Raw genomic sequence first — 12,714 nt, 5'->3', positions numbered from 1 at the left:
TTTGGCGCATGCTTTCTGTCGAAATCTGTTGACTGATATTTACCTTTATACTACGATAGCTTTGTTTTTCATTCGGACGAGCCCTAGTTGGGCTTGACGCTGAGGAGGTACAAGATTGGGTCAAAGACATTTGTTTACATCGGAATCGGTGACCGAAGGACACCCAGACAAAATTTGCGATCAGATCTCGGATTCGGTGCTAGACGAGATTTTAACATACGATCCCAATGCGCGCGTCGCATGTGAAACGAGCGTAACGACAGGCTTGGTGCTTGTTGCAGGTGAAATCTCGACATCCTGTTACGTCGACATTCCCAAAATTGTCCGCAAGACGATTGCGGAGATTGGCTATACGCGCGCCAAGTATGGTTTTGATTCAGAGACGTGCGCGGTCATCACGTCGATTGACGAGCAATCCGCGGATATTGCACAAGGGGTCAACCAAGCACTTGAAGTGCGTGGTCAATTGGCGGATCAAGCGATTGAGGAAATTGGCGCTGGCGACCAGGGTTTGATGTTTGGGTTTGCCTGCGATGAAACCCCAGAGTTGATGCCCTTGCCAATTTCGCTTGCTCATCAGTTGTCGCGTCGCTTGAGCCAGGTCCGCAAGGATGGCACATTGGCCTATCTGCGCCCGGATGGGAAAACGCAGGTGACGGTGGAATACGATGGAGATCAACCAGTGCGTGTGGATACTATTGTCATTTCGACGCAGCATGACGAACAGGTTGATTTGGAAACGGTTGAACGGGATTTGAAAGAGCATGTGATTGGGCCGATTGTGGACACGGCGCTGCTCGATGAGAAAACCAAGTACTTGATTAACCCGACGGGGCGCTTTGTCATTGGCGGACCACAAGGGGATGCAGGTTTGACGGGGCGCAAAATCATCGTTGACACATATGGTGGTTATGCGCGTCACGGCGGCGGTGCATTCTCTGGCAAGGATCCGACAAAAGTAGATAGAAGCGGTGCGTATGCGGCGCGCTATGTCGCGAAAAACATCGTCGCTGCCGGGCTCGCGCGCAAGTGTGAAGTGCAGGTTGCGTACGCGATTGGCGTGGCGCGTCCCGTTTCTATTGCCGTGGATACGTTTGGCACTGGGAAAATTGCGGATGAACAGATTGTGGAGATTGTGCGTGAGGTCTTTGACTTGCGCCCGGCAGCCATCATCCGCGATTTGGACCTACGTCGCCCAATTTATCGCAAAACTGCGGCGTATGGACATTTTGGCCGCAATGATGTCGCACTGCCGTGGGAACAAACCGACAAAGTGGAGTTACTGCAAGATCTTGCAGCAAAATAAGGGTAAATCCATCGCGTAATGATGAGGTTTTCATTGAATCAAATAAATGTGCAAAAAGAAATGTGGGGGACGGACATACCCTCAAAGGTGTGTCACGAAGAATATGTCATCACCCTTACCCCATGTTTTGGCGCCAGCGCACTTGTGCAGCTGGCGCTCTTTTTTTGCGCATCAAACGGCGTGATTTCCTGTTATGCTAGGGATGTACAAAAAAAGGGGGCGGGGTGATGTCGTCAGAGGAGCGCTTAAAACTTGCGATTGCCGAAGACAATGATGAGTTTCGGCATACACTGCGAGACATCATTTCCTATGAACCAGATATGCAGGTGGTTGCACTTTGGCGCAGCGGGCACGAGGTGCTGGCGGAAATTGACGCTGTTCAACCGGATATTCTGTTACTTGATATCTCCATGCCTTTTATGGATGGCGTTGCGACAGTGCGGCATTTGACAGAGCGTGGATGTCCGACCAAAGTCATTATGTTGACGATGCATGATGATGAAGAGATCGTCTTGGAGAGCTTGCGCAATGGTGCGGCAAGTTACCTCGTCAAAGACGGTTCAGTCGAGCAAATTATTCTCGCGATACGAGAAGTGTCCAAAGGGCGGGGATTGGTCCATCCGCAAGTGACGCAGATTCTCCTTCATGCGCTGAGCCGTCAGACGAAGTTGAATGACAGCTGGAAAGATGTGCTGACTGCCCGCGAGTATGACGTTTTGAAGCAATTGACGCAAGGAAAGAGCAATGAACAAATTGCCGAGGCGCTACACATCACAGTCAAGACGGTGAAGAATCACGTGTCTCATATTTTAGCGAAGATGGGCGTGGCGGATCGATCACAAGCGGTTTTGTATGCTGTGCGTCGGCGATGGGTTTTATTGTGAAAAGCGGTTTTGAGTCTCTTTACGGCGTATGAAACCGTATTTCCATTGTCTGTGGCCACGTATCCGAAATTCCCCGGCGCACATATGATGCGTCAGGGGGTGAGTGGCGTGTGGACACAATTATTCCTTGCACTTGCGCTATATGGGGCAATCACGCTGGTCTGGCAGTGGACGGCGTGGTCGAGCCGACGTCGTGCGCCAGCGCGCGTGATGCATTTTGTCATTGTCACAGAAAATGCGGAACGTGATATTGAGGGTGTATTGCGGCATCTGCTGCAGAAGTGTCGCCGCCTTGAATACGCGTCGCAGATCTCGATTATTGATGCCAATTCGCAGGATCTCACCGTTCCAATTATCGAACGCTTGGCAAAGGATCATTTGAACTTGGCTTTGTTCAACGTATCTTCGTATATGGAGGCAACGGAAATGGCGCAGGCCATTCAAAGTGCGGATGACCAGTTGTGCGCCATTTATGAAGTTCGTTCTCGTGGAGATGTGAAAAAATTCTCTCGTCATTTGATCTGATGAATTTTCACATGTCCCTCTGTGGTGGGACGAAGGCGCATCTCTCTTGAAAGCGCTCATATGAAAGCGATTGAACAACACCCGTCGCTCATACGAACGGCGGGGGCGCATCTATACTTGCAACAGCCTGTTGTTCCATCAGGCGGCAGTAGTGCAGCACTTTATCCGTGCGGTTGATGGCGCCGTACCACAGAACCAGTTGGGCACACGCTTTCGTCTGAATGGCCAGATCCGCATTGTCCGGGAACGATTCGACAAGCTGTTCAAGCATCGCTATTGCGTTTTCATGCGCGCCTTGACTTGCTTGAATTTGCGCGTCTACCACATCCATACGCAGATAGATGTTTTGCAAGTCTTTGTCTGGGCTGGTTTGCTGCGGGTTCAAGTGCAGCACCTGTCTGGTGTGCATCAGCCGCGCATGCGCCTTGTCCATTTGGCCAGTGTCCACAAGCCGTTCGATTTGACCACATTCTGTCGCCAGAAACATATCCGGATAAATGGTGCTCGTGGCGAGTGCTGCTTGTTCCCATGGATCTGACACAGCTTCTGCGCCAGCTTCACCCAAACGGGTTTGCGTCACAATGACCTGTTCCACCAAGCGCGCGAATGACAGCAATGTGTTTGCCCGCTCAGCTAGCATTTTTGCTTTCGCCGCGTCGATGTTTACACATTCCATTGCGTCCTGAATGAGTTTGTCACTGATTGCCCGAAAGTCGGGCGTTTCCAAAGTCAGCGCCCGCGCTTGTTGAAGATAGGGGCGGTCAGTGATGCGCTGCGTTGGATCTTGGCAAGTGATTTTATCCAGTTGGAGCAACACGTCTGTCAGAATCACGGTCAAATCAATGGAAGATAGTCCGTCGCTGTGATTGATTTGCTGTCCTACATCAACTGCCCGCACCCACTCGTGTAGTGCTCCTTGGACATTTTGGCGGGCGTATTCCACATAGCCCGACTCCCGACATACATGCAACAACAAACGGGTGTCCTGTGTGCGATAGGCAATTTCGCGCAAATGCTCCAGCTTGGCGATTGCCTCTTCATAGCGGCCCAGCTTGCGATAGGTCTGCGCGGTGGTCAGCACATATTCTTGATGGCTCAGCCCTTGAGCAGGCGTCTGTTCGATTTTCTCCAATTGCGCCAACGCATCTGCTACATTGCCGACTTTTGCTTGGTATGTCGCAATACTCAATTGAGCGGAAAACAGAAACTGGTCGTCCATTTCATTCATGAAGTATTCGACAGGCATCCCCAGGCGATTGGCAATCTCGGTCAAGAGCGGGTAGGAAGGTTTGGTGCGGTCCGATTCAATTTGGCTGATCATACTTGATGTCACCAAGTCCCCGCCGAGATCCGCTTGGGTCAACCCGCGTTTCATCCGAATATCTCGAATTTTCTCTCCAATCGTCATGGGGCCCACCCAAATCACCAACTTCACGGAATTTGCTAGCTACATGTTTACATATCGTCAGCCTTTTGACAAGACTCTATATAAGTGGTCCTGTGTGGTATTTTCATACACTTGCTTTGCGCGAGAAAAACCGTCGAGCAAACATTGCACATGCAGTCTATGCTGCAAGAGGATTCACAAAATGAGACTGGAAGCGAACGGTGAGAGGAACTAGAATACACTTATATTCATGCGCGTGGTGCTTCGCGCGTATGTAGGAATCATGGAGGGACGCGCATACGTGTCAAAGGTTTTGGTTGTAGATGACGAAGAATCAATCCGCACATTGGTAGAATACAATTTCAAACGCGCGGGATTTGAGGTGGAAAGCGTCGGAGACGGCAAATCCGCTTATGATCTCCTTCGCAGACAGGGTGACGCTTTTGATTTGGTCATTCTGGATTTGATGCTGCCTGCAATGGACGGCATGGAGGTATGTCGGCGTCTGCGTCAGGAACAAGTCGTCATCCCCATTATTGTTCTGACGGCGCGCGATGATGAAGTCGACACAGTGCTTGGTCTTGAGTTGGGCGCGGACGACTATGTCACCAAACCGTTTAGCCCGCGAGAGTTGGTGGCCAGAGCGCGAGCCGTGTTGCGGCGCAGCGAGAATGTAGAGCACGAGCATAGGGCTGCGCGTCCAGCAAGCAAGATCCTAAAATCCGGTTCGATTGAACTGGACATTGCACGGCACGAAGTGCGCGTTGCGGGGAATTTGTTGGAGTTCACCCCCAAAGAGTTCGATTTGCTTCAATATTTAATGGAAAATAAGGAACATGTGTTGTCGCGGGATCAATTGCTCGACAGGATTTGGGGGTACAGCAGCGCGACGGACACGCGGATTGTCGATGTACATGTGTCTCATTTGCGCGAAAAAATCGAGCGTGATTCACGCAATCCCAACTATATTCGAACGGTGCGCGGTGTGGGCTACAAGTTCACCGAAGGAGCAGAGTCTTCATGATGTGGTTTTTGTGCGGCTTGTTGCTGGGATTGCTCGTCATGTCAACAGTCTTGGTGATTCGCGTCCGCGTTCAGAAAACAGTTCGACATCAGCTTCTCCATTCGATGCAGGCTGTAAGCTCCGGGAAATACGATACGCGTATGTACGCGGAGCCCAATCATCGGTCGCAGTGGGCTGTGTGTCAACAGTTTAATGAAATGGCGGAGCACGTTGAACATGCGTTTGACGACATGGCGCAGGAACGCGATGTGCTGCGTCACGTGATGCAAAACATGACGACGGGCGTCGTCTACTTGAAAAGCGACGGTCATGTGCAAATGGCCAACCAGACAGCCGAACGACTGTTTCGGCGCCCATCGGAACAATGGCAGGAGCGGGATCATTGGACGGTATTTCACAATTACAGTTTGGGTACCGCGATAGATCACGCATTGCTGTTTGGCGCTGAATGGACAGATGAATTACTCATTCGAGAAGGTTTGACCGTGAACATTCGTCTGGTTCCCATCGCCATTAACTCGCGGACAAACAATCGCAGTGAACATGTGCACGATGTGCTGATGTTGGTCAATGATGTGTCAGAGTGGCGGCGTCTCGAACGAATGCGCAGCGAGTTTGTGGCAAATGTGTCGCACGAACTGAAAACGCCGATTGCCGCCATCCGCGGTTTTGCCGAAACGCTGCTCGACGGCGATGTCGACGAGGCCGCTCGCACGCAGTTCTTAGGCACCATCTACGAGGAATCATTGCGCATGGGCAATCTGGTTTCCGATTTGCTCGAACTGTCCAAGCTAGAGGCGACCGACAGCCATGTAGAGCCGGTTTCGGTCGATCTCGCCGGTGTTGTGGCCAAGGCGCTTGAGCGCATCCAACGCGTGGCGCACGACAAAGGCATCGCTGTCGTGCTGGAAGATGTGACGGACGTCAAGGTCTGGGCGGATTCGGACATGTTGCTGCAGGTGTTCTTGAACTTGCTCACGAACGCGATCCACTATTCACCCGCTGGCGGCAAAATCACCGTTACTTGGGATGTGCTCGTCGACCGCGTCAAGGTTCACGTGCGCGACACGGGCATTGGCATTCCAAAGGAGTCGCTGAATCGCGTTTTTGAGCGATTTTATCGCGTTCAGAAGGATAGAAGCCGGGCTTCCGGCGGCACAGGGTTGGGGCTTGCTATCGTCAAACATATCGTCACTGCGCTTGGCGGTGAAGTCGGTGTCGAGAGTGGTGAGGGCGAGGGCAGTGATTTCTGGTTTACGTTATCCCGGTTGGATATCCATCTGCCGCACAAGTGGCATTCGTAAGGGAGTGGCGCAGATGCGCTATCAGATGACCGCGAAGTTTTGGTGGCGACAACAGGCAAACCAGCTTCTGAACTGGATATTTCCGGGCGAGGATGCGCTGTGTGTCGTCTGTGGCCGACCGTCTGAACTGGGGAAATCGGGAAACAACATTGCAGATGGCCAGCATGGCGCGAGCGATTTGGGCATGTGCCCGTTTTGCCAGCAGGAAGCGGCTAGCTGTACAGTAAACGCGGCAGTCCAGAACGTGCGTTTAGATCACAGGAGAGGCTTCGTGGCCGTCCACAGCTGTGTTTCATATGAACAGTTTCTTCGTACACTGATTCGCGCATGGAAGTACGACGGACTGATCCAGTTGACTGAGTGGTTTGGCCAAATCATGCTGTCTGCTCTTCCACAGGCGCTCATCGCGCGATGTGATTTGATAGTGCCAGTCCCAGCGACACGGGATCGCATCCAAAAACGAGGGTACGATCACATTAGATTACTTGCAGCCTGCTTGAGTGACGCTTATGGCTTGCCGCTTATTGATGGCCTTTGCCGTGTGCAAACCGACCAGGGCTTCACGCAGTCGCAGACCGCGAAGTCTGCCCTGGCGCGACGGCGGGGGTTGAAAAACGCATATGTGTTGAATGCACCGCTACAAACCGCCATGTTGCGTCGTAAACGGCTGTTGCTCATCGATGACATTGTGACGACGGGATCGACCATTGCGACATGCGCGCAAGCGCTGTATCAGGCAGGTGCGGCAACGGTAGAAGGCGGTGTCATTGCGCGTGTGATGTGACGGTGGCTTGGATGGAGAAACGCAGTGAACAGCATCAACATTTATTTAGGTAGGGAGGAATGTTTGTGTCCATCGCCAATTGTAAACGGTGTGGCCGAATTTACAATCGCATCAGTCGGGATATATGTCCGGCGTGCATCAAGCAGGAAGATGAGATGTTGATTGAAATTCGCCGTTATTTAAAGCAGCATCCGGAAGCGAGCATTACAGATGTGTCTGAGGGAACCGGTGTCGAGTACACCATTTTGGTTGAGATGATTCGTGACGGTCGTTTGATGATACACAATCATCCAAATTTGAAGTATCCCTGCGAGCGCTGTGGTATGCCGACACAGTCGGGTCGCTTGTGCGCAAAGTGCGCAAAAGAACTTGCGCAGGAACTGAAAGGCGTACGAGCGCAACTCATTGAAAAAAATGGGGACGAAAAGTCGGGCAAAGGGTACTACAGTCGTTGATTCTGCACGATGAGAGATAGAGGTTGATGGGCTTTGAACATGCCTTACGAAGCATATCAAACATGGGGACGGCAACAGACAAATGAGCGAATTGAAGCCCACCTGCCGTTGGTCTACAATTTATCCTCCAGTTTGGTATCGCGCGCTGTGCCTGTTGGCTTGGAGATGGGTGATCTCGTGCACATTGGGGTGCTCGCATTGTACACAGCGTCGGAATCGTTCGAGGCGGAGCGCGGCGTGGCCTTTGGCGCCTATGCCAAGCCGTTTGTGCGCGGCGCGATGCTTGACGAGATCGCCCGGTGCAAAAATGAATCCCGCTCGACGCGCGACAAGTACCGAAAGGTTCGCGAGGCTCAGGATAAACTGGCACAGCGGATGATGCGTGAACCGACGATAGATGAATTGGCAAATGAACTTGGCATCAGCTGTGAGACACTGTCGGCGTGGATGTATGACATCGGTTTGCGTGAGTCAGCTTCGCTCGATGAACTGGCGGTCACGCGTGAACTTCAGCCGCCGGATGAGGGGATTGCCAGTCAGCCGGAGTTGCACTTTCTGGGGCTAGAGTCAAAAGGACGCTTGGTAGAGGTGTTGGCACGTCTGCCGTTGCAAGAGCAGCAGTTGCTCTATTTGTACTATCAGGAAGAGTTGACGCTGAAAGAGATTGGTTACGTGCTTGAGCGAAGCGAGTCGCAAATATCGAGATGGCACAAAAAAGTGCTTGCGAAGTTGAAACAGTTCCTGGCAGAAGACGAATCGGTTTGAGGTGTCGCACAGGCAGAACTGCAGAATGCTTGTCAGACGAGATGGTACGTTCGGCGCGACGAGTCATCGGGTCAGGTAGATGCGAATGACATTTCGAAATGAACATGCAAGTTGAGCGGGATTATTCCGATGTACTGATATAGACCATTGAAACGGTGGTGAGACATGTGAATGTATCTGATTCGATTCAATCGCGTGGCAGCTTAAATCCATACCAGCAACGGGCAATGCAGAATGCGCAGAACAATGGCCAGACGAATGTGAAGCCAACTGGTTCGACATCGTCAGCCAACCAGACTCGCTTGGACGCGTTAAAAGCGAAAATGCAATCGGGAGAACCGGTCAATTTGCAGTCGCTTGCGGACAGTATGTTGAAAAAGGGCGCATTTATCGATACACAGGCGTAACGGAGGGGTAACATGAAAGACGCACAGCGCCTTCTTGACGTATTGAAAGAGACGTTGCGGCATCAGGAGCAGGTTTGCCAGTGCATGCAGGAGCACAAGCGGTTGCTCATCGAAGGCAAGGACATGGCTGTACCTTCGATGCTTGAGGCCATTGAGCAACACAGTTCGGCAGTCATCCAACTCGAACATACGCGGCAGGAGATTGTGGGAAAAATCGCGTTGGATGCGGGCGTAGAAGCGCAAACGCTGACCGCAGATACATTGCTTCGGCTTCCTGCCCTTCTTTCTGTACGTGAAGAACTTCAGAAAATCACGGCGCAGCTTCGCGGCGTATTACAGGATATCGTGCAGCTTCGCGATGAGATTCAGGCGCTGGCTCAACATGCGAAGGCGTACTCGGAAATGTTTCTTGCGGCTTTGCAACAATCTATTTCTAAGTCGAATTCATATGGTGTCTTACCTGCTTTGGGCAGCCGCTTTATCAGTGTGCTGACATAATCAAGCGCGATTTGTGTGCACCAGCTTCACGCATCGTGTCGGACAAACTGGATGAAGGAGGAACAATCGGTGTTAGGAACTTTTCTAGGATTGGAGACATCGCTCAGCGGCCTACAAGCGGCGCAGGCGGGTATGGATGTTGTTTCGCAAAATATCGACAATTCCAGTACTCCAGGTTATTCGCGAGAGCAAGTGGACTTTACGGAATCGCCGGCATTGTCCACGCTTGGAATGCAAGTCGGGCAGGGTGTGGATGCCCAGCAGATCACGCGTTTGCGCGACACTTTTCTCGATACACAGTATCGCCAGCAAAATGCGTCGCTTGGGCAAGCGAATGTGGATCAGACGACATTGAATCAAGTGTCCAGCATCATCAACGAACCATCGGATACGGGGATTTCGAACGCGATGGAACAGTTTTGGGAGGCGTGGGATTCGCTCACCAGCAATCCGAACGAATTGAGCGCCCAAACATCTGTTGTCGACGCGGGGCAAACTTTGACAGATGTGATGAATCAAACGGCGAATCAATTGAGTGATTTGCAAAAGGATCTCGGTTCTTCCCTCTCTGACACAACCACGCAAGTCAATAGTCTCATCGGTCAAGTTGCCCAATTGGGAGATCAGATTCAGAACGCAGAGCAGACGGGCCAAGAACCAAATAATTTGTTAGATCAGCGAGACGAATTGTTAGATCAACTTTCGCAACTGACCAATATTTCGACGACTGATACAAGCGTGCAGACGGGCAGTAATGCCTATGACCAGTTTTCCCTCTCCATTGGCGGGGTCACCGTTATTGATGGAAGTAAGCCGGATGGGCAAAAACAGGTGGGCCAGCTTTCGTTTGACGCGACGGACAGCTCTGTGAGCGTGACTGGCGAAGACAACAAAGGGAATACGGTGACCCAGCCTTTGTCGGGGCAAAGCGGCGAGATCCAAGGGTATCAGGATTCCTTGACAGATGTGCAAAGTTACAGCACTGATTTAAATTCCCTTGCAAACAATTTGGCGACTGGGACGATGACCGTTACACTGCCAAGTGATTGGCAGGTGCCGGATCCGTTGCCAAGCGGCGTGAATTATCCGGAAGTCGTGAGCAACGGAAAGACAGAATCGCTTTCAGATTTCATCAATGACCCCAACTCCGGGGTTACTTCTGCCAACGGGCAATACACCATTCCAACTGGTACACAGATTCAGGTGCAGGGACTGAATGGACTGATGGAGATGGGCTACGCTTCGTCCGGTCAGGGTGTGCCGTTTTTTAAGACATCAGACGGCAGTTCGACGTTTACAGCGAACAACATCAGCGTGGGCGCCACGGCGCAGACGCTGGCTGCAGCGACGACGTATGACCCAAGCACCAATGAGGCGGTGTCAGGCGATGGCACATTGGCCTCACTGGCCAGCAGTATGAAAGACGATTCCATGCAATTTACGGATCCGACACTTGCAAGCAGTCAGGAATATACCGGTGGTCAAAACGCTGTAGACGCGCAAACGGCGCTGATGGTGGATTCCGTGCCAGCGGATGGCAGTCAGATGGAGATCAATGGACAGACCATCGCGTTTTACAACAGCGCGAACGGCAGCAGTGCGCCAACCGGTGCTGGGGTCACTGCCATCGATACGAGCGGCAAAAACCTCGCCCAAGTGGCCAGCGCGATCGCCGGTGTGATAACGGGGAATTCGTCAGCATTTGGCGCAACCGCGAGCGCGACAGGGACGACGGTCAATCTGTCTTCCGGTTCTACGCTTCCGTCGGTGGATTTGACAAACGTACAAAACATCACACAAGGCGCAACCACGGCCAGTCAGAGCGCCACGCCTGCACAGGTGGTGTTGGCCATTAACGAAGTGCCGCAAGATGGCAGCACAATGGAAGTTGGTGGGCAGACCATCGCGTTTTACAACAGTGCGGACGGTAGCAGCGCGCCAACCGGCGCTGGCATTACGGCGATTGATACAAACGGCAAAAACACGTCACAGGTGGCCAGCTCGATTGCCAGCGCCATTGGGGGAAATGCATCTGCCAGCGCGACGGGCAATACGGTGACCATTTCATCCACGGCCACGGGTTCGAACGCGACACTCGACGTAAATACGGACGGGCTGACAGGCCAAACGTCCAGTACACTAGACGATTATTTGACCTCTGTCGTCGGGGAACTCGGTTTGCAGGGGCAACAGGCGAATAACGCAGTGACGACACAGCAGGGGCTTGTCACACAGTTGGAGAATCAGCGACAAAGTGTTTCCGGCGTCTCCATTGATGAGGAGATGACGAATATGATCAGCTACCAGCAGGCGTACAACGCGTCCGCCGAGGTCATTCAAACCATCAATCAGATGTTAAGTACGCTGATGAGTTCCGTCAACGGATAAGTGGAAAGGAGGCTGTTTCACCGTGCGTGTGACACAAGGGATGCTCAGCAACCAGGTGCTCTATGATATTGAAAACAATTATCAACAGTTGAGTCAGCTTCAGAATGAGGCGTCGACAGGCAATAAAATCAATCAACCTTCGGATGATCCAATTGGCGTCCAGTTCGTTATGCAATATGACAGTGAGACAGCCTATTACCAGCAGTACCAGCAGAATGCGTCACAGGCAAATTCGGCGTTGAACTACGCGCAAAGTGCCATGAGTGAGGCGCAAACGGTGGTATCGCAGGCGCGCGATTTGGCCGTGGAGGCCTCGTCTGGCACGGAGACACCAACTGATTTAAAGGCACTCGGCACCGAAGTCGGCCAGCTTTACAATCAACTCGTGACCGTTGGCAATACGCAATATAACAATCAATATATTTTTAATGGACAGTCGGTTGATACCGCACCTTACTCTGACGCGGATGCGGCTTCGACGACCACTGCTTCTGGGAACGTAGTATATGACCTAGGTGATGGCGTATCCCTGCCTGTGAACACATCAGGTAACGACTTTTTCGGTCAAGCCGTCACCACGAATCCACCGACGGACTCAGATCAATCGGACAACGCGTTTTACCTGCTTAGCCAGTTGCAAACAGCATTGAATAACGGGGATAGTCAGCAAGCTGGTGATTTGCTCAACGGTTTTGATTCACGGCTGGATAAAATGAGCGATGCGCAGGCAGATGTCGGTGCGCGGTCGGATCGAGCGCAGATGATGGAGAATCGGATGAGCGACCTGTCGCAAAATGTCACCACGTTGCTGGCCAACACCCAAGGCGCGGATATGGCGCAGGTGCTGACACAGTTGAGCAGCGCCATGGCTGTGCAGCAAGCCAGTCTCGAAGTCGGCGCGCAGGCGTTGGTGCCGACACTTGTCGACTTTTTGAAATCGTAAGTCGAAATTTGTAGCAAATACATGCAAGTTTTTTCTTCTTCTTC

Annotated in this window: 13 protein-coding genes; 12 read left to right on the top strand and 1 reads right to left on the bottom strand. The window is 52.1% G+C overall.

Features of this window, described 5'->3' with window-relative positions:
- Positions 1–115: 115 nt before the first annotated feature.
- The 3 genes from metK (at position 116) to ACFSB2_RS12340 (ending at position 2,715) form a co-directional block, all read left to right on the top strand.
- Positions 116–1,306, top strand: a complete 1,191-nt coding sequence (metK, locus tag ACFSB2_RS12350) for a methionine adenosyltransferase (RefSeq protein WP_377943352.1) — start codon at positions 116–118, stop codon at positions 1,304–1,306.
- 227 nt (positions 1,307–1,533) lie between these two features.
- Positions 1,534–2,190, top strand: coding sequence for a response regulator (locus tag ACFSB2_RS12345; protein WP_377943351.1), 657 nt, complete (start codon positions 1,534–1,536; stop codon positions 2,188–2,190).
- A 108-nt stretch (positions 2,191–2,298) separates the two neighbouring features.
- Positions 2,299–2,715: a glycosyltransferase family 2 protein gene (locus ACFSB2_RS12340; protein WP_377943350.1), complete on the top strand. Its 417-nt coding sequence runs from the start codon at positions 2,299–2,301 to the stop codon at positions 2,713–2,715.
- 88 nt (positions 2,716–2,803) lie between these two features.
- Here the strand turns inward: ACFSB2_RS12340 and ACFSB2_RS12335 are convergent, their stop codons facing one another.
- Positions 2,804–4,123 carry a helix-turn-helix domain-containing protein gene (locus tag ACFSB2_RS12335; RefSeq protein ID WP_377943349.1) on the bottom strand — a complete coding sequence of 440 codons (1,320 nt, stop codon included), beginning with the start codon at positions 4,121–4,123 and terminating at the stop codon, positions 2,804–2,806.
- A 280-nt stretch (positions 4,124–4,403) separates the two neighbouring features.
- On the opposite strand from ACFSB2_RS12335, the gene ACFSB2_RS12330 reads away from it, so the two are divergent.
- From ACFSB2_RS12330 to flgL, 9 genes are all read left to right on the top strand, one after another.
- Complete coding sequence (locus ACFSB2_RS12330) at positions 4,404–5,126, top strand: response regulator (protein ID WP_377943348.1); 723 nt, start codon at positions 4,404–4,406, stop codon at positions 5,124–5,126.
- On the top strand, positions 5,123–6,430 hold the full coding sequence (gene pnpS / locus ACFSB2_RS12325; protein WP_377943347.1) for a two-component system histidine kinase PnpS: 1,308 nt from the start codon (positions 5,123–5,125) through the stop codon (positions 6,428–6,430). Before ACFSB2_RS12330 ends, pnpS begins: the two co-directional genes overlap by 4 nt.
- A gap of 13 nt (positions 6,431–6,443) precedes the next feature.
- Positions 6,444–7,214, top strand: coding sequence for a ComF family protein (locus ACFSB2_RS12320; RefSeq protein WP_377943346.1), 771 nt, complete (start codon positions 6,444–6,446; stop codon positions 7,212–7,214).
- 59 nt (positions 7,215–7,273) lie between these two features.
- Positions 7,274–7,669: a TIGR03826 family flagellar region protein gene (locus ACFSB2_RS12315; protein WP_377943345.1), complete on the top strand. Its 396-nt coding sequence runs from the start codon at positions 7,274–7,276 to the stop codon at positions 7,667–7,669.
- Positions 7,670–7,708: 39 nt separating this feature from the next.
- Complete coding sequence (locus ACFSB2_RS12310; protein ID WP_377943381.1) at positions 7,709–8,434, top strand: sigma-70 family RNA polymerase sigma factor; 726 nt, start codon at positions 7,709–7,711, stop codon at positions 8,432–8,434.
- A 167-nt stretch (positions 8,435–8,601) separates the two neighbouring features.
- Positions 8,602–8,841, top strand: coding sequence for a hypothetical protein (locus tag ACFSB2_RS12305; RefSeq protein WP_377943344.1), 240 nt, complete (start codon positions 8,602–8,604; stop codon positions 8,839–8,841).
- A gap of 12 nt (positions 8,842–8,853) precedes the next feature.
- The gene (flgN, locus tag ACFSB2_RS12300; protein ID WP_377943343.1) at positions 8,854–9,339 is read left to right on the top strand and encodes a flagellar export chaperone FlgN; all 486 of its coding nucleotides are present in this window, start codon (positions 8,854–8,856) and stop codon (positions 9,337–9,339) included.
- A gap of 69 nt (positions 9,340–9,408) precedes the next feature.
- Positions 9,409–11,727: a flagellar hook-associated protein FlgK gene (gene flgK / locus ACFSB2_RS12295; protein WP_377943342.1), complete on the top strand. Its 2,319-nt coding sequence runs from the start codon at positions 9,409–9,411 to the stop codon at positions 11,725–11,727.
- A gap of 22 nt (positions 11,728–11,749) precedes the next feature.
- A complete protein-coding gene (gene flgL, locus ACFSB2_RS12290) occupies positions 11,750–12,670 on the top strand; it encodes a flagellar hook-associated protein FlgL (protein ID WP_377943341.1) in 921 nt (306 codons plus the stop codon).
- The last annotated feature ends 44 nt before the right edge of the window (positions 12,671–12,714 follow it).

The sequence above is a fragment of the Alicyclobacillus fodiniaquatilis genome, assembly GCF_042678105.1.
Taxonomy (GTDB): domain Bacteria; phylum Bacillota; class Bacilli; order Alicyclobacillales; family Alicyclobacillaceae; genus Alicyclobacillus; species Alicyclobacillus fodiniaquatilis.
The sequence above is the reverse complement of the archived record's forward strand: the minus strand, read 5'-3'. Positions and strand labels throughout refer to the sequence as shown.

What these genes read in the sequence shown, in the direction of transcription:
- ACFSB2_RS12345 (WP_377943351.1), top strand. Translation starts at nt 1,534, where the DNA reads ATGTCGTCAGAGGAGCGCTTAAAACTTGCGATTGCCGAAGACAATGAT.
- pnpS (WP_377943347.1), top strand. Translation starts at nt 5,123, where the DNA reads ATGATGTGGTTTTTGTGCGGCTTGTTGCTGGGATTGCTCGTCATGTCA.
- ACFSB2_RS12335 (WP_377943349.1), bottom strand. Translation starts at nt 4,123, where the DNA reads ATGACGATTGGAGAGAAAATTCGAGATATTCGGATGAAACGCGGGTTG.
- ACFSB2_RS12310 (WP_377943381.1), top strand. Translation starts at nt 7,709, where the DNA reads ATGCCTTACGAAGCATATCAAACATGGGGACGGCAACAGACAAATGAG.
- ACFSB2_RS12320 (WP_377943346.1), top strand. Translation starts at nt 6,444, where the DNA reads ATGCGCTATCAGATGACCGCGAAGTTTTGGTGGCGACAACAGGCAAAC.
- ACFSB2_RS12315 (WP_377943345.1), top strand. Translation starts at nt 7,274, where the DNA reads ATGTTTGTGTCCATCGCCAATTGTAAACGGTGTGGCCGAATTTACAAT.
- flgN (WP_377943343.1), top strand. Translation starts at nt 8,854, where the DNA reads ATGAAAGACGCACAGCGCCTTCTTGACGTATTGAAAGAGACGTTGCGG.